17 protein-coding genes are annotated in these 15,637 nt (G+C 43.7%); 11 read left to right on the forward strand and 6 right to left on the reverse strand.

Translation table 11 applies throughout. The features are described 5' to 3' along the window. Positions 1-18: 18 nt before the first annotated feature. The gene (gene dacB / locus OSCI_RS18675; RefSeq protein WP_007356648.1) at positions 19-1,449 is read right to left on the reverse strand and encodes a D-alanyl-D-alanine carboxypeptidase/D-alanyl-D-alanine endopeptidase; all 1,431 of its coding nucleotides are present in this window, start codon (positions 1,447-1,449) and stop codon (positions 19-21) included. Between the two features lie 164 nt (positions 1,450-1,613). Between dacB and OSCI_RS18680 the strand changes: the two genes are divergently transcribed. Together OSCI_RS18680 and OSCI_RS18685 are read left to right on the forward strand one after the other, a co-directional pair. Next, on the forward strand, positions 1,614-2,033 hold the full coding sequence (locus OSCI_RS18680; RefSeq protein WP_007356649.1) for a response regulator transcription factor: 420 nt from the start codon (positions 1,614-1,616) through the stop codon (positions 2,031-2,033). Between the two features lie 420 nt (positions 2,034-2,453). Beyond that, a complete protein-coding gene (locus OSCI_RS18685) occupies positions 2,454-3,560 on the forward strand; it encodes a hypothetical protein (protein ID WP_007356650.1) in 1,107 nt (368 codons plus the stop codon). A 95-nt stretch (positions 3,561-3,655) separates the two neighbouring features. On the opposite strand, the gene blaOXA is transcribed toward OSCI_RS18685, so the two are convergent. The 3 genes from blaOXA to OSCI_RS18695 all read right to left on the reverse strand — a co-directional run bounded on the left by blaOXA (position 3,656) and on the right by OSCI_RS18695 (position 6,592). Continuing rightward, positions 3,656-4,522, reverse strand: a complete 867-nt coding sequence (gene blaOXA, locus OSCI_RS18690) for a class D beta-lactamase (RefSeq protein ID WP_019487717.1) — start codon at positions 4,520-4,522, stop codon at positions 3,656-3,658. A 182-nt stretch (positions 4,523-4,704) separates the two neighbouring features. Next, positions 4,705-4,842, reverse strand: coding sequence for a hypothetical protein (locus OSCI_RS30835; RefSeq protein ID WP_007356653.1), 138 nt, complete (start codon positions 4,840-4,842; stop codon positions 4,705-4,707). Positions 4,843-4,900: 58 nt separating this feature from the next. Further along, complete coding sequence (locus OSCI_RS18695) at positions 4,901-6,592, reverse strand: transglutaminase-like domain-containing protein (protein ID WP_026103831.1); 1,692 nt, start codon at positions 6,590-6,592, stop codon at positions 4,901-4,903. 285 nt (positions 6,593-6,877) lie between these two features. Here OSCI_RS18695 and OSCI_RS18700 point away from each other — a divergent pair, with 285 nt between their 5' ends. From OSCI_RS18700 to OSCI_RS18710, 3 genes are all read left to right on the forward strand, one after another. Beyond that, positions 6,878-7,732 carry a DUF928 domain-containing protein gene (locus OSCI_RS18700; protein WP_007356655.1) on the forward strand — a complete coding sequence of 285 codons (855 nt, stop codon included), beginning with the start codon at positions 6,878-6,880 and terminating at the stop codon, positions 7,730-7,732. A gap of 354 nt (positions 7,733-8,086) precedes the next feature. Beyond that, positions 8,087-9,499 carry a ShlB/FhaC/HecB family hemolysin secretion/activation protein gene (locus tag OSCI_RS27950; RefSeq protein ID WP_007356656.1) on the forward strand — a complete coding sequence of 471 codons (1,413 nt, stop codon included), beginning with the start codon at positions 8,087-8,089 and terminating at the stop codon, positions 9,497-9,499. A 195-nt stretch (positions 9,500-9,694) separates the two neighbouring features. Further along, on the forward strand, positions 9,695-10,051 hold the full coding sequence (locus OSCI_RS18710; RefSeq protein WP_157135579.1) for a hypothetical protein: 357 nt from the start codon (positions 9,695-9,697) through the stop codon (positions 10,049-10,051). Positions 10,052-10,720: 669 nt separating this feature from the next. On the opposite strand, the gene hisF is transcribed toward OSCI_RS18710, so the two are convergent. Together hisF and OSCI_RS31620 are read right to left on the reverse strand one after the other, a co-directional pair. Beyond that, positions 10,721-11,491, reverse strand: a complete 771-nt coding sequence (hisF, locus tag OSCI_RS18720) for an imidazole glycerol phosphate synthase subunit HisF (protein WP_007356658.1) — start codon at positions 11,489-11,491, stop codon at positions 10,721-10,723. 3 nt (positions 11,492-11,494) lie between these two features. Then, positions 11,495-11,632, reverse strand: coding sequence for a hypothetical protein (locus tag OSCI_RS31620; RefSeq protein WP_155523366.1), 138 nt, complete (start codon positions 11,630-11,632; stop codon positions 11,495-11,497). A 4-nt stretch (positions 11,633-11,636) separates the two neighbouring features. On the opposite strand from OSCI_RS31620, the gene OSCI_RS18725 reads away from it, so the two are divergent. From OSCI_RS18725 to OSCI_RS18750, 6 genes are all read left to right on the forward strand, one after another. Then, entirely contained in the window at positions 11,637-11,843 is a 207-nt protein-coding gene (locus tag OSCI_RS18725) for a DUF2862 domain-containing protein (protein ID WP_007356659.1), read from the forward strand. Positions 11,844-12,096: 253 nt separating this feature from the next. Beyond that, entirely contained in the window at positions 12,097-13,191 is a 1,095-nt protein-coding gene (locus OSCI_RS18730) for an ArsA family ATPase (RefSeq protein ID WP_007356660.1), read from the forward strand. 149 nt (positions 13,192-13,340) lie between these two features. After that, entirely contained in the window at positions 13,341-13,808 is a 468-nt protein-coding gene (locus OSCI_RS18735; protein ID WP_007356662.1) for a DUF29 domain-containing protein, read from the forward strand. Positions 13,809-13,935: 127 nt separating this feature from the next. Beyond that, positions 13,936-14,403 carry a DUF29 domain-containing protein gene (locus OSCI_RS18740; RefSeq protein WP_007356663.1) on the forward strand — a complete coding sequence of 156 codons (468 nt, stop codon included), beginning with the start codon at positions 13,936-13,938 and terminating at the stop codon, positions 14,401-14,403. Between the two features lie 128 nt (positions 14,404-14,531). Further along, positions 14,532-15,017: a DUF29 domain-containing protein gene (locus OSCI_RS18745; RefSeq protein WP_007356664.1), complete on the forward strand. Its 486-nt coding sequence runs from the start codon at positions 14,532-14,534 to the stop codon at positions 15,015-15,017. Between the two features lie 108 nt (positions 15,018-15,125). Beyond that, positions 15,126-15,611, forward strand: coding sequence for a DUF29 domain-containing protein (locus OSCI_RS18750; protein ID WP_007356665.1), 486 nt, complete (start codon positions 15,126-15,128; stop codon positions 15,609-15,611). The last annotated feature ends 26 nt before the right edge of the window (positions 15,612-15,637 follow it).

A 15,637-nucleotide genomic window follows, 5' to 3' on the forward strand; every position in this document is an offset into this window, starting at 1 on the left:
TTAGGTTGATTTACTTACTCAACATCTCTTTAACCTAGTTAATACCAACACAATCTCATCTATTGCTTCCCGTAAATCTCCCGCAGACAAATCAGATTGGTTGACAATAATACTAAAAGCCAACGGCTCAAAATTCGCAACTTCTACATATCCAGACAAGGCAGAAACACCAGTTAAAGTTCCTGTTTTGGCGCGGACAATTCCTTGCGCTGATGTATTATTAAAACGATTCTTTAATGTACCGCTTGTACCTGCAACTGGCAAAGAATCACGATAAATAGATTTTACTGGCGAATTAGCCATCAATCTCAAAGTTTGCACCAAAGCCTCTGGACTAACTAAATTCTGACGAGATAAACCAGAACCATCAGCTAATACATAACCATCAGGATTAACACCTAATTGAGTTAATGCTGCTGCTAGCTCTGGCAAACCAAATCCAACTCGATCTTTTCGGGGTAAAGGTGCAATTTTACCCAGTAATCTTACTAACACCTCAGCATAAATATTAACGCTTTCCTGATTAGTCTCCCTCACTAAATCCGCCAATAGTGGAGATTCAACTGCTGCTAATTCTTGAGTTTGTGGCGAAAAATTAGATGCAACTAACGCCTGCTTAACAGTAATTCCCTCAGCATTAAGTACCTGGCGAAAGCGTTGAAGAAAATTATTAGCGGGATTGACAACCGACACATAAGCAAATTCAGACTCAGAACCGAATCTCAAATTTCCCCTAACTCGAATTATCGGTTGCCAGAAATCTCTCCCAACTTCCACAAACTCCGATTCATCCTTTCCCACAGTCACAGAATTATTCTCAATTCGCCACTGATTTGCCTGTGTTACATCGGCAAAGGTAACTCGCAGCGGTTGACCGATAGATTGTGGTGATAACACTAATTTTATCGCATTTTCATTGAAAATTAAACTATTAATTGGTGCTCCGTAGCCGGCTTGCACGTCTTCCCATTCCCAATTCCGATTTACTGAATCTCCGGGAAAATAACTATCATCAGCGATCAACTCGCTAACTTGATTAACTCCCCGCTGTTTTAACTGTTTCGCTAAATCTTTTAATTGAGTTTCCGTAATGCTCGGATCGCCTCTTCCTACAATGTATAAACGTCGATTTTGATCGCCATAAACAGAAGTTCTTATCCGAAATTGAGGGCCGAGTTTTTGCAAAGCCGCCGCCGTTGTCAACAATTTTACATTGGAAGCAGGTATGAAATATTGCTGAGCATCTCGACTGTAGAGAGTTGTCGCCGTAGATAAAGTTTGAATCACCATCCCCCAGCGAGAGCGACGAAATTGAGCGCGATTGGCGATCGCATCCACCGCTACACCTAACTGAGCAGGACAAATATTCTCAGCAGCTTGTCTTTGAGCAACCGCCGTCAGCGGCCATCCGATGATTACCAGTAACAAACTAATCCCAATTCCTTTCATATCCTAGTTATATTTGCGCCAGAAGCTTAATTACATCTCAGCCTAAAGGTTGAGGGAGCTTAGATAAAATAAGTTTACTATGATTGTAGGGTATTACCCCCTGTAAGTATAAGTACACAAGTAAACTTGGCAACATAAATTCTGAATTTTGAAGGAGCAGGAAAGTGAGCTTAATTCTAATTGCCGACGATCGGCAGAATTGGCGCGATCTAACTCGGCACGCCATGAGAGCAGATAATTATCGCACATTAGAAGCTAGCAATGGTAGAGAATGCTTAGAGATGATTAGCGCTTATCATCCTGATTGTATTATTCTTGACATTGAGATGCCAGAAAAAGATGGTTTTGAAGTGCTGGAAACTCTTTTCAATCAATCAGTAAAGATTCCAGTAATAGTATATTCATCTGCCATACAAGAAATTACTCGCCTTTATTGCTTGACAATGGGAGCAGCAGCATTTATCAGCAAGCCGGCAACCGATTTAGAACTGCGTAATACTATTAAGACAGTCCTCAGCAAATACAAAACAACAGAGAAGCACATAGATGTCAATCAACCTCAAATCGGAGTTTTTCACAGGTAAAATCTTACCATAAGTGTGACTTTGAATAATTAGTGGGCAGTAGTTTGAAACGACACAGCAAATATGTTTTAATAGGACTTAGGCAACAAGGCTAGTAGCGCCCCTGTCTTGGCCGCATTCAGTTTTGATGCGTAAGTCCTACGATCGGTTTGTGCAAGTGGCATTTTAAGTTCATGGGTAGAAAATGAGATGCCCTTTGCGTACAGAATAACTTGCATTTGGCTGGGAAGATATTGAAGAAAATAATAATTTAAATAAATTTTGAATAAACTGAAAATTAATTCACGTCTTTAGATTGAGAGTTAAGATTAAGAATCTCGCTCCTCAGACAGAATTTATAGTGGGTAATATTAAGTAAAATTAGATCGATTAAGCACAATTTTTGACTAAGCAGTTAATATAGTTCTGGGAGAAATAACCATGAAGATCCAAGAACAAACTTTAAACAGACCAGCTACATCCACAAGATTGCGCCAGCGCGACAGTATGAGTACAAATCTGGGGATTCTGGTGGCAAGCGTACTGACAACCTTGGGTTTAGCAGGCGTTGGATTATCCCTATATCAAAAGTTTGAATCTAATCAGGCAAATGACTCGTCATACTCTCAAACTCAGGTCAAAAATAGCGATGCAATTACTCAATCAAATCCATCGCCTGCTGTCCAAAATCAGCTCAATTCTTCCGTCCAGCCTGCTTTTGGAGGTAAAGCACAAATCAAGATACTTTCCGTCTATCGGTTAGAAGGTAAACCTGACGAAGTGACTGTAGAAATGCGGATCGATCGAGTGGCGGAGAATAATGTCGGAGCGAGCGATATTATCGATCCAGGTGCTATAGAAGGTCGCAATCCCATTACTAGCGAAACATACACAGCAGTCGATCCTTTTCAGGAAGCCTCAAACCCGATTTCTTTGTCAGAAATGCGTCCAGAGGAAAGAAAGAACGCTTATGTCGTGCTAAAAGTACCTTCAGGGATGAATGCGATCGACATCTTTGTTCCGAATGCAGCACCATTTAGAAATATCGCGATCGCCAACTCTAATTTAGGGACGAGTTCAGCTAGTTCTTTAAGCAAAACGCCTCCTGAACCAGTAAGACAGGTTGTACCCAGCAAGAGCGTTAAATTTGCCAGTAATAGCCAGGGAATTAAACTAGACAAGTTTGCTAGCAACGCTTACGGGAATAAGGCCAAAATTGAATTACTTTCAGTTAAGCGGATTCAAGATCCAGAAACAGATCAGCGGGATGTGGTGAATGTGCAAATGCGTATTCGGCGCTTGACGGACGATCGCGCATTTAAGGAGAGCATTAGCATTGGCGATACCACTGCTCGCGATCGCCAAACTACCCAAGTTTACAAATCATTAGACTCAGAACAATCAACCGGACAAGTTTTGTTAGGAGAGCTCAAACCCGGCGCTTCCGCAGATGCCTATGTGTGGTTGCGCGTACCTGAAGAGGTAAGTGCGATCGACATTTACGTTCCTCAAACTCAGGCATTTCAGAATGTGCCGATCGCTAATTAAGCTTGTCTCTCCCATTATTACTCAACTCTCCTCTTCTCCGTAACGCCGCCTTATAGGCGGTCAAATCACCGCCTATAAGGCGGCGTTACGGAGATCTAAAGCACTCCCATATCTTTGAAACAACGACGAGTTACCTCCATACGAGCAGATGAATCTTTCTGGTTACGAATATCAATGTTAGTGGCAAAAAAGTAAACATTATCTCCTTTCTCCAAGTAACCAACTATCCATCCGATTTGCACTGTTACGTTCTCTCCAAAACCAGCCCAACCAGTTTTACTTCTGATTGTATAATCTGGAGTTTTTTCCATAATCATAATGTCTTTGACAATAGAGACTGTTCGTTTGGAGAAAGGTAATTCATTATTGTAAAGACGGCGGAGAAACTGAATTTGCTCTTGAGGTGTGATTCTCAGTTCTCCTTGCAACCAAAATTTATCAATATCATCTTTATTCCCAATTTTTTGGTTGCCATATCCTACATTATTCACCCATTTTTGCATTTGTTCGTAACCAGCTCGACGAGCTAGAACTTGGTAAAACCAAACCGCAGACACTTTGAATGCTTCTTTCATATTCAAGTCTCGGTTCCATTCAGGAATATCTCTTTGAATTCCATCCCAAGTTAGCACCGATATTTCATTTGAAATTGCCCCAGTTTCTAAAGCAATTAAGGAGTTGATAATTTTAAAGGTTGATGCAGGTGAAAATGCTCTTGCATTCCGTTCGGGATTATGTTGAAATACCCGATCGTTTTTGGAGTCATAGATCAGAATTGAACCTTCAACTCCTAATTCTTGAAAGTGCCGTCCAAAATCAATATTCTGAGCAACTTCTAGGGGATTTGTAACCTCAATCGCTGATTTTGGAATTGATGCTGATGGCATTGCCTGAAATAGGATAGAGAGAGTGGCACTCAAGGCCAGGAGAACAATAATTATCAAGCGAAATATTCGGTTCATCAGTTTTTGTGAGATCGGAATGCAAAATTTCAATCAGTATAAAAAAGGCAATCTGTACAGAGATTGCCTACCACAAACAAATCAAATATTACAATACATTTGATTTTTCAACAAATATAGCCCCTTCTTCTCTTCTTCCCTTCTTCCCCTAGCCCCTAGCCCCTAGCCCCTAGCTATACTAGCTAGCGTTTGCGCTTAATGTTATCTTGCACTCTGCGATCGCGCCACTCAAGCGCCGTCAGATAAAGAACACCGCCAGTAACAACAACCAACAGCACAAAAGCCACCCAAACCAGCAAATTAACAGCCGAGAACTCCATTATTCCTCCTTAAATTTTACATTCAATGGTTAACAGTTAACCGTTAACCGTTAACACTTCAATTAGCTGGTAACTCTGACAAAATTGTAAACCTAACGTGATTAATCGCCAAGGTTCCCACCGAAACTTCTTCCTTATTCAAAGGAAGTCCCCCACTTTTGAGACTTTGAAACCGAATCCCTTTACCGATTTCCACATGATACCAAGCCAAACCCATAAAAAATCGTAAAGGATAGGGGCCGCGCTCTTGAATATCATCAGGATTAGACTCCATCGGTACCCAGCCAAAACCGGGGATATAAAACTCCAGCCAAACATGATTAAAATCCGGCGACAAAGGTACACCCTTCCTGTCAGCAAAAGCCGGACATTTATAGCGGCCAATAGTGCGACAAGCAATCCCATTTAACCTAGCCAAAGCTAACAACACGCCCACATACTCCCCGCAGGAACCAGTGCCCCGCCGGAGTACAACATCAGGTGTATCAATGTGCGGTCTGATACTGTAAGAAAGGCAATCATAAACATAATTACGAATGCTCAGCAATTTTCGGAGTATATTTGTTTCTGTTCCAATTGCCTCCTTAGCAGCAGCACGCACAATATCCGAATCCATCGCTAAACTGTCATCATCCACCAAATATTTAGCTTGAAATTCAGGCGTTAAGGCGGGAGCTTTTTCCACATCGCGGGGAGTAATTTCATATTTAATACTCCTGACTTCCAGTAGAGCTTTCCAGCCAAAAATTCGCCGTTCATGTGCCCGTAGCGGGTCAAACTTAAACACCGCTACTCGTTCTCCATCCTGAATTTCTTCAGTAAAAGGCATACCGATCGGTGAAATTTGCCGCACCTTTTGGCGATGAGTATCTGACGGCATCGCAATCCGCCATTCCAGATTATCTATGTGTACCTCATCCAGAGGAGCAAGTTCCTCCACATAAGACATCTCCATCAGAAAACCATTAGATAAAGCATAGCGATCGCGTTCATTGTAATGAAAATGCAAAGGATGAATAAAAGTGCGATCGCGCTTCGTCAACTGATAAGGATCTTCCGAATTTGGATCGTCCCGGATGTAAAGTTCCTCCCCAGCATAAGCAACATAAAGAACTTCTTTCCCAGTAGCAGCATCTGTGTGAAAAGCTAAAGCTGTAGGCGACTCAAATGGTGTTAACACATTAAAGCGAACTTCTCCAGTCCCTCGTTCCAAACAGTAAACCGTTTGTTCCGTCGCATCGCAAACCCAAAGTTCCTCACCCCGCACCGTAATATTCTCAACCCCGATACCGGGCGAGTAAAACCGAGTAATCTCTTTGCGATTAGTGCGGTTAAAAACAATAATGCAACCTGCTTTTTGACAAGTCACATAAACAGTAGAATTCCAAACTGCAACCCCATCGGCAGAGTAAGGAAGCGAAACAAAATGCTGAGGTTCGATTTCAGCAATAGAACCGTCACGAATTGCCCCGGGACAGACGTACACGCTGTCATCCCGGACAAACCAGAGGCTATCTTCCCAAATAGCCAAACCAGTAGCATCCACAAACTTATCCACGCGACAGGGATTTAACACAGTCGTATTATCAGTTTCAGGGTCAATCGAAACCAGCAGTCCCCCTGGTTTATCAAGACCAAAGAGTTCATCCCCTAAAAACGCGATACCATGTATTGCCAAGACTCCTATCGGCCTGACCGTCCGCAGCCGTGAAAGCCCTTGATCTGAGAGAGCGGGTGAATTTAGGTGCATGATAAATATGAGTGTGGGTAGTGTGAAAATCAAACCGATCGGCCTGTGAAAATCAACAAGCATCACTGCACCGTGCCAGCGCACGCCTAGTTGTCGGCCTCCTTGAGAGTTAGGCTAGCATTCAACGGCGAGAGGGTGAATCTGATACTGGCTTTGAGCGATAAAATCAATCCTATCTACCAAAAGATATAAATTAAGTACAAGAGGTTACTAGATCGGGCGGAACATTAGATACAATGAAGCCGTCTAACAAAGTTGCTAGGTTCACCTGAAGGCTGGTTCATCATGGCTTGGACAAAGGCTCCTCTACACATCGCATTTCTTTCTTTAGCTCTGTCTCTAGACATAGTTGCTACCTCTAGCTTCCCAAAAGAAGCAATGGCAGCAAATATATTGGCAGAAACAGGCGATCGCGCATCTACCCAACAGATACCAGATAACTGGCAAACCGTCGAACCCACCATCCCCAATGAAAACTCCGCGAGCACTCAGCGACCAGATGCGAGTTGGAACGCTTTTGAACCGCCAGATCGGGGAGTCCCTGGTCGTCGGGAAGGTGGTGGCACTCGCGGGCCAGAATGCCCCACTAGCACCACTGCATTGATTCCCAAATCAACGATGGGGCGAACGATATCAGCGAATCCAACATTCTTTTACTACGTGCCCGCCACCCTCGACAAAATAGTTGAGTTTGAGCTGGCTGATGAAGCTGATAAGACCGTTTACAAAACTAGCTTCAGGATGATCGCTAAGGCCCCTGGCATTGTTAGCGTTACTCTTCCTACTGCTAACGCAGCTTCCTTAGAGGTTGGCAAAAACTACCATTGGTACTTTACTATTAAGTGCAACCCTAATGATAGCGAGGCAGATATTGTAGTTTCTGGCTGGATCAACCGCGTCGAAATGACGGCAGGCCTGAAATCTCAGTTAGATGGGGTTGGATCGGAACGCGATCGCCTTAACATTTACGCCAAAGAATCCTTATGGTACGAATATATTACTACCTTAGCGGATCTGCGTCGTTCTCAGCCCGCTGATTCAGCACTAACAGTCAAGTGGACTGAACTTTTGAGCGCAGTTGAGCTAGAAAAAATAGCCCAACAACCATTGGTGCAGATTCAATTGATTCCCACAAATTAATCCAGGGACACAGGGGGCAGGCAGAAAAGGGAATGAGGGAACAACAAGCAAGCGAGAGGGAGTGACGGGAGAATTTTGCCTGGCTTCTGCCTTAGTCTAACGAGCGGCTAATTGCAGTTTTCAGCGGGTGAGATCCTGCCATTAATTGCCAATAGAATTTGGAATACATTTGTCAAAACTACGAATTCAGAATACATCCGTCAGCATAAATTATTCTGAATTCTAAATTCTAGCTGCTGAATTATTCTTGATTCTGACTCTTGACTGCTGGCTCCTGCTTCTAAATCCTGAATTCTAATAAGATAAACTCTCATGGTAAAGTAGCCAACAAATTAATTAAAGAGCAAATATTTTATGCCCTGGAGTGCAAGTCTTGTCATGTTTCGGTGTGGAGTCTCAATTCCCAGTGCAGTCCTGATCGCTTGCTTTTGGGGCAACGACGCTCTCTCCCAAACTCTGGACATTTCACTCAAGCCAACCCTCACCTCAAACCAAGTAAATACGGGAAACGGGGCATGGGATACGGTTGTCGAGCCAGGTCAAAAGGCAGAAAAGGACGGAGTAGCAACAGACTTTAGCAAGCCAGAAGCACAAAAGGAAAGCAGCGCCGAAGCTGAAAAATTAGTAAAAGTATTGAATGATTTAGAGGCAAAGCAGACTAACTCGGAATCTAAATTATCCAGTTTGACTTCCTTATCTCTCCCCGATCCTGCCCTAAAACTAGATCCTCCCCAAAGCAATCTAGATTCTGAATCTGAACCCCAGAAAAAACCAAGCTTCAGAACTTCTTGGGGCTACCTACAGCAGATTTCTAGTGAATTGAATACATCTGTTCCTACTCCTGGCGATCGCGCTAGTGGGATTTCCCACTCCCATGAGTTGATATCCACCCTATCTCCTCAACCAGATAGGGAATTTTTAACTCACAACTCACAACTGACAACTCATAACTTCTCTTCCCCCTCCACCCCACCTGCAACTTGCCAACAACCAACTTGTAACTTTCTCGCCCAGACACCCCAAACTCCACAAAATCTACCTTCCGATCTCAATCCTGCCGATCTAAATCCCGATCCCAATCGCGATCGCTTCCTCCAACCGCCCCCAGAACCAACCCCAGAACCGCCCCAAGCACCACCGCAAGTAGAACCCCAACCCACCCCCTCACCACAGCCAGAACTGCCGAATGTACCCATTCCAGTGCAGAAAATCGAGGTCGTTGGCAGCACAATCTTAAGTCGCGAAGACATTGAGGCGATCGTTAAGCCCCTAGAAGGGCGTTCCGTTACCCTAGAACAACTTAGGGAAGCCGCAGATAAAATTACCACTATTTACCTCGATCGCGGCTACATCACCTCCAGAGCCGTTGTCCCACCTCAAACCATCACCAATGGTAACGTCCAAATTCAGGTAATCGAAGGAAAGCTGGCCAAAATTGAAGTCGAAGGAACCAAACGCTTAAATCCATCCTACGTCCGCAGCCGCATTCGGTTAGGGGCCGGACGACCCCTGAGTACCGCCAAGCTGGAAGATCAACTCCGGCTGCTGCGTGTCGATCCTTTGTTTGACAATGTAGAAGCAAGCCTGCGAGCCGGCGAGAAGGAAGGCGAAAGTATCCTGATCGTCCGCGTCATCGAAGCTAACCCTTTTCAAGCTAACTTCAGTATTGATAATTATTCACATCCTAGTGTAGAATCAAGGGACAAATTTGGTTTGAAAGCCCCCAGGATCGTAGGAATCCTGAAAGTATATGCACCCATACACTAAAGCAAGGAAAGTAGTGTATTTCTCTAGTATAAATTTTACAACTCTGTTACAGAAACTTTAAAAAAAGCGGTGCAGTAAATGCGATGAAAGATTCAGTGAAATTACTTAGGTGGGATAGTCAATACAGATAATTCTAGGGTTAAGCATTTAGGGATCATGACGTAGGCGTTGGCTGAAGCCCACTCACTACCGTAGTTGAAAATACGTAGTAACCAGCCGTTATTGCGATCGCCGATACACGGAGTTTGCTGTATCTCTCGCGTTTTACTTATCAGAGGGGTCTGCACTTATCTCGCCGGCGATCCCTTTCCCTTTGGTTTGGGCCCAGGGGAGGAAGCTGTAGCGAATCCGGGGCTACTACTACCAGCGCTAGTCAATCTCGAAAAAGTCTACATTCGTCGACAGATCCTCGCTGGCTGGCTTGGGCTCTGCGATCGCAATTCAGCATTGGTACTGGTTTATTCGATGCTAGCTGTCAATGAATCTCCGGTTCCTGATGGGCTATTTTTTAGCTCGGCTAGGTCAGGTGCAACGGGTACAAAGGCTCAATGAAAATCATCTGCTGATTTTACACGGCAGATTTGCAACTCTCAGCCAATAGCCTGTTACCATCCCAGCAGTTTGTGATTGGGGGCGGGCAATCTTTACGGGGCTATCGCCAGTAGAAGCGAATAGAAGCGAGTAATGGTAGCCGATGCTCAGTTGCAGTAGAGAAATTACTTACCCCAGAAATCAAGCAGCCTGCCCGTTATCTAGGAAGTGACCTAGGATCAGTATCAGTTAGCCTTGGGATACCGCAACCGTGCGTTGGGTCTTAACATACTCAGAATAATCCCAATGAAATAGCTTTTCCTAACTTAGCAAATATTTTCGGGGGCGATCGTTTTAAATACAGTACCCAGGCAACTATGCGATCGCGCCTACTTTGCCAGCAGCAGACTTAGCGGCAATGAACTATAGAGCGACACAAACCCCCCTATTAACATTCAAGATAAGGGCAAGCGATCGCTCACAGACTCTTGATATTACTTCAGCGTCATCCTCAGCTACTGAACTAGGAGCCAGCCAATATCTTAGAAATGCTTGGGGAAGCAGGCAGGCCTTTGACTTGGAAAGAGCGAGGAGATGGGGGAGACAGGGGAGATGGGGGAGATGGGGGAGATGGGGGAGATTTCCTTCTGCCTTCTGCCTTCTGCCTCCTGCCTCCTTCTTACAGTTGGTTTAGATGGTTCGCACTGGTACTTCGTGCTTAGCTAGATAACTCTTAATTTCAGCGACACTGAGTTCGCCGAAATGCAGCAGGGAAGCCAATAGCGCGGCTTGGGCCGAACCTGTGGTTACAGCTTCGTAAATGTGTTGGCAGTTGCCGGCCCCTCCAGAAGCAATCACCGGAATTTCGACAATTTCAGCGATAGTGCGGGTCAATTCTAAATCGTAACCAGCCTTAGTGCCGTCAGCATCCATACTTGTTACCAAAAGTTCGCCAGCGCCGCGTTGTTCAACTTCCTTAGCCCAGGCGATCGCATCTTTTCCCGTATTTTCACGACCACCCCGCACATAAACATCCCATCCCGGATTGTCGGGATCGACCCGCCGCCGAGCATCGATCGCCACTACAATACACTGATTCCCAAACCGCGAACTAGCGCGATTGATAAAATCGGGGTCGCGTACCGCCGCTGAGTTGATACTGACCTTATCAGCACCGGCTCTTAACAAATTTTTAATTGTTTCTAAGTTTTGGATACCCCCACCTACCGTCAACGGGATAAACACCCTTTCCGCCGTGCGATAGACCACATCAACGATAATATCTCTGTCTTCGTGGGTCGCAGTAATGTCTAGAAACACCAACTCATCAGCACCCGCCTCATTATAGACTTGGGCTAGTTCTACTGGATCGCCAGCATCCTTAAGATCGATAAAGTTGATACCTTTGACCACGCGACCAGCTTTTACGTCCAAACAGGGCAAAATTCTTTTAGCTAACATAACCTACCTGATGATTGGGATTAAAGAGTTTTGAGATTGCTTCGCGATCGCTCTTTTCATTGTTAATTCTGCACTTCCTTGCTGCGATCGCCCAACCCCCAAATCAGATAAACTGTGGATTGGTTGATGAGAGGAGAACATTTAAGTGTCTATAGAAGTAGGTCAGAGAGTCAAGGTGCGCCGTCTTAGAGACCGGGTACCTGCAAATATCATCGGTAAGTTGAAGCAAAATCCAGTTGGCACAGTTGATGGTTTCAGAATGGTTGACGGCAGCGGAGTAGGCGTAGTTGTCAAGTTTGATGACGCTAACTTTGCGACGTGGTTCTTTGAAGATGAGCTAGAACCTATTTAGTATAGGGGCTGGAGTTCTTATAAGATTGCTTATGAGATTGCTTTTGAATCAAGCAATCTCATAGCTCATCACTATTATTTTCCGATCTCCTTCTGTGTTGAGATGGCACTGAGGCTAACTGGCCGCTAACATAGTCAAGAACGCTGAACTGATAAAACTGCAACGGTCAAGTTGTTCTCTAGTAGAGGGAATGACTGCGATCGCTGACAGAGGGTTGGGCTGAATTGTAGGCTATTGGCATCGGGAACAGAAAATGGCTTTGATTTTGACATTTTTGGGCAAAGGCGGTACAGGTAGAACCACGATCGCGATCGCAGCGGCGAAAAAGTTTGCCGCCTCTGGTAAGCGAGTCCTGCTAGCTGGTCAAGAACCGGGGCCAGCTCTAGGGATTATGCTACGTGCTACTGTGAGTGGAGAACCCCAGGAAATAGCCCCTAACCTCAAAGCAGTGCAGTTTCAAAGCACACTGCTGCTAGAGAAGAGGTGGGAGGAACTGAAGACTCTGGAAGCTCAATATCTCCGCACTCCTTTCTTTAAACAGGTTTACGGGCAAGAATTAGGCATATTGCCAGGAATGGACAGCGCTTTAGCACTCGATGCTCTGCGGGAGTACGATGCTTCGGGACAGTACGATGTTATTGTCTACGATGGCAGCGGTGGTCTTGAGGAATTGCGGATGCTGGGAATGGCGGAAATTTTGAGTTGGTACATCCGTCGCTTCCGCCAAGTTTTTGCAGACTCAGATTTAGGTAAATCTCTATCCCCCTTTGTGCAACCCGTAGTTAGCACTGTTCTTAATGTTGATTGGTCGGGCGATAATTTTGCCCAACCAGCACAACAAGTTAATAATATTTTAGATCAGGGTAGAGGGGCGATCGCAGATCCGAATCGAGTGGCAGCTTATTTGGTGACGAATGGGGAGGAAAGTGCGATCGCAACGGCCCGTTATCTCTGGGGTAGTTCTCAACAAGTCGGTCTTACAGTTGGCGGTGTTATCCTTAATCAATCAGCAGTTACAGAGACTATTGCCGCCGAATTTGCCCCTTTGACAGCAGTATCAATCCCTGTAGCGGGTAATAATAACTGGCAGCAATTAATGGATGCTTTACCAGATTTTAGTAAGGCCAGTGAAGCACCAAAACCGATTACCATCAACGTTGCTGACCGTCAAGTTAGTTTATTTTTGCCGGGATTTGACAAAAAACAAATCAAACTTACGCAGTCAGGGCCGGAAGTTACTATTGATGCCGGAGATCAGCGACGAAATATTCTCCTACCTCCCGCATTAACTGGAAAATCCGTAACTGGTGCTAAGTTTCAGAATAGTTACTTGATTATTTCATTTTAAGTTACATCTTGCACCATCCTCAAAAACCTGTAGGGGCGGGTTCGCCAGTAGCTTTACACAGTACAGAAAGACTAAAAAACCCGCCCCCACTCGGCGAGAGAGTCATTTATTTAAGATGTTTTAGGTGAGAACTTTAAGAGGAAGCCGTTATGGTGACAAAACTAGAAATTGATAGACAAAACTTATATGAGACGGACTACTTGAAATGGATTGAAACAACAGTAGAAAAGTTGCGATCGCAGGATTACTCAAACGTTGACTGGGAAAACTTGATTGAAGAAATAGAAAGCATGGGTAGAAGCGAACGCAGGAGTTTAGAAAGTAATCTTATTATCGTTATTATGCACTTACTCAAGTGGCAATTTCAGCCAGAGTTAAGAACCCGTAGCTGGAAAAGTAGCATTTTTGAACATCGCAGGCGCATTCGCAACGCTCTAGAAGATTCCCCCAGTCTCAAACCTTATCTAGAAGATATATTTGCTAAATGCTATTCCAATGCCGTTGAAAGTGCAAGTATTGAAACTGGATTGCCTCTGGAAGTATTACCCAAATTATGCCTTTATACTTCTATTGAGGTGTTAGATTCTAACTTTCTACCAGATGACAATGCTCAATAAATTAACCAGACTTAGGCAAAAACAACTTAAACTTAATTGTGTCATTGCGAGTCTTACGAAGCAATCTAAAACCCTAGTTTTTGGTGGAAAGTGTGTAAATAATATTAACATAAACTCAGGTAAAAATATGGTGACGGAAATAGGAATTAACAAACAAAGTTTATATGAAGCGGATTACTTGAAGTGGATTGAAACAACATTAGAGAAGTTGCGATCGCAAGATTTCTCAAACGTTGACTGGGAAAACTTGATTGAGGAAATAGAAAGCATGGGGCGGAGTGAGCGCAAGAGCTTCAAGAGCAATCTCATTGTGATATTAATTCACTTGTTAAAGTGGCAATTTCAGCCTGAATTAAGAAGTCGTAGCTGGAAGAGTAGCATTTTTGAACATCGCAGGCGCATTCATGAGGATATAGAAGATTCCCCTAGTCTCAAACCCTATCTAGAAGAGGTATTTGCTAAATGTTATTCAAATGCAGTTCAAGGAGCAAGTATTGAAACTGGATTGCCTCTGGAAGTATTTCCCCAATTATGCCCTTATACCTCTATTGAGGTTTTAGATTCTAACTTTCTGCCAGATGAAAATGCTCAATAAATTAACCAGACTTAGGCAAAAACAACTTAAACTTAATTGTGTCATTGCGAGTCTTACAAAGCAATCTAAAGCCCTAGTTTTTGGTAGAAAGTGTGTAAATGATATTAACATAAACTTAGGTAAAAAATATGGTAATGGAACTAGGGATTGACAGACAAAGTTTATATGAATTGGATTACTTGAAGTGGATTGAAACAACAGTAGAAAAGTTGCGATCGCAGGATTTCTCAAACGTTGACTGGGAAAATTTGATTGAGGAAATAGAAAGCATGGGGCGGAGTGAGCGCAAGAGTTTTAAGAGCAATCTTATTGTAGTTATCATGCACTTGCTCAAGTGGCAATTTCAACCAGAGTTAAGAAGTCGTAGCTGGAAAAGCAGCATTGTCGAACATCGCAGGCGAATTCGCGACGATTTAAAGGATTCTCCCAGTCTCAAACCATATTTAGAAGAGGTATTTGCGGAATGTTATTGGGATGCAGTTGAACAGGCAAGTGCTGAGACTGGATTAGCGATAGAAGTATTTCCCCAACTATGTCCTTACACTTCTATTGAGGTGTTAGATTCTAACTTTCTGCCCGATGAAAAAGTTGAGGAAATAAATGAAGAGAATTAAACTAGGAGAGCTATAAATAGATTTTTATGGACAAAATTTTCCATATTTATGATAGAAATATAATTGTAAATCAGAGAAACATAATTGTAAACATTGGGAGTGAACGTTATGGTGACAGAAATAGGAATTGACAGACAGAGCTTATATGAGGCAGACTACTTGAAATGGATTGAAACAACAGTAGAAAAGTTGCGATCGCAGGATTTCTCAAACGTTGATTGGGAAAACCTGATTGAGGAAATAGAAAGCATGGGAAGAAGCGAACGCAAGAGCCTCAAAAGCAATATTATTGTAGTCATTATGCACTTGCTCAAGTGGCAATTTCAGCCAGAGTTGAGAAGCGGTAGCTGGGAAGGTAGCATCGTAGAACATCGGCGGCGCATTCAGGACGATTTGGAAGATTCTCCTAGCCTGAAACCATATTTAGAAGAGATATTTGATAAGTGCTATGCGGCTGCGGTTAAACAGGCAAGTGCTGAAACTAGATTGCCGATAGAAGTATTTCCCCAATTATGTCCTTACACTTCTATTGAGGTGTTAGATTCTAACTTTCTGCCCGATGGAAACGTTCAGGAGATAACCGAACAAAATTAAATTATTTTATAGCAATTGCCAAGACA

Source organism: Kamptonema sp. PCC 6506 (assembly GCF_000180455.1).
Lineage (GTDB): Bacteria > Cyanobacteriota > Cyanobacteriia > Cyanobacteriales > Microcoleaceae > Kamptonema > Kamptonema formosum.

What these genes read in the sequence shown, in the direction of transcription:
- OSCI_RS18745 (WP_007356664.1), top strand. Translation starts at nt 14,532, where the DNA reads ATGGTAATGGAACTAGGGATTGACAGACAAAGTTTATATGAATTGGAT.
- OSCI_RS27950 (WP_007356656.1), top strand. Translation starts at nt 8,087, where the DNA reads ATGCCCTGGAGTGCAAGTCTTGTCATGTTTCGGTGTGGAGTCTCAATT.
- OSCI_RS18685 (WP_007356650.1), top strand. Translation starts at nt 2,454, where the DNA reads ATGAAGATCCAAGAACAAACTTTAAACAGACCAGCTACATCCACAAGA.
- OSCI_RS18735 (WP_007356662.1), top strand. Translation starts at nt 13,341, where the DNA reads ATGGTGACAAAACTAGAAATTGATAGACAAAACTTATATGAGACGGAC.
- OSCI_RS18750 (WP_007356665.1), top strand. Translation starts at nt 15,126, where the DNA reads ATGGTGACAGAAATAGGAATTGACAGACAGAGCTTATATGAGGCAGAC.
- OSCI_RS31620 (WP_155523366.1), bottom strand. Translation starts at nt 11,632, where the DNA reads ATGTTCTCCTCTCATCAACCAATCCACAGTTTATCTGATTTGGGGGTT.
- OSCI_RS18740 (WP_007356663.1), top strand. Translation starts at nt 13,936, where the DNA reads ATGGTGACGGAAATAGGAATTAACAAACAAAGTTTATATGAAGCGGAT.
- OSCI_RS30835 (WP_007356653.1), bottom strand. Translation starts at nt 4,842, where the DNA reads ATGGAGTTCTCGGCTGTTAATTTGCTGGTTTGGGTGGCTTTTGTGCTG.
- hisF (WP_007356658.1), bottom strand. Translation starts at nt 11,491, where the DNA reads ATGTTAGCTAAAAGAATTTTGCCCTGTTTGGACGTAAAAGCTGGTCGC.
- OSCI_RS18700 (WP_007356655.1), top strand. Translation starts at nt 6,878, where the DNA reads ATGGCTTGGACAAAGGCTCCTCTACACATCGCATTTCTTTCTTTAGCT.
- blaOXA (WP_019487717.1), bottom strand. Translation starts at nt 4,522, where the DNA reads ATGAACCGAATATTTCGCTTGATAATTATTGTTCTCCTGGCCTTGAGT.
- OSCI_RS18730 (WP_007356660.1), top strand. Translation starts at nt 12,097, where the DNA reads ATGGCTTTGATTTTGACATTTTTGGGCAAAGGCGGTACAGGTAGAACC.
- dacB (WP_007356648.1), bottom strand. Translation starts at nt 1,449, where the DNA reads ATGAAAGGAATTGGGATTAGTTTGTTACTGGTAATCATCGGATGGCCG.
- OSCI_RS18695 (WP_026103831.1), bottom strand. Translation starts at nt 6,592, where the DNA reads ATGCACCTAAATTCACCCGCTCTCTCAGATCAAGGGCTTTCACGGCTG.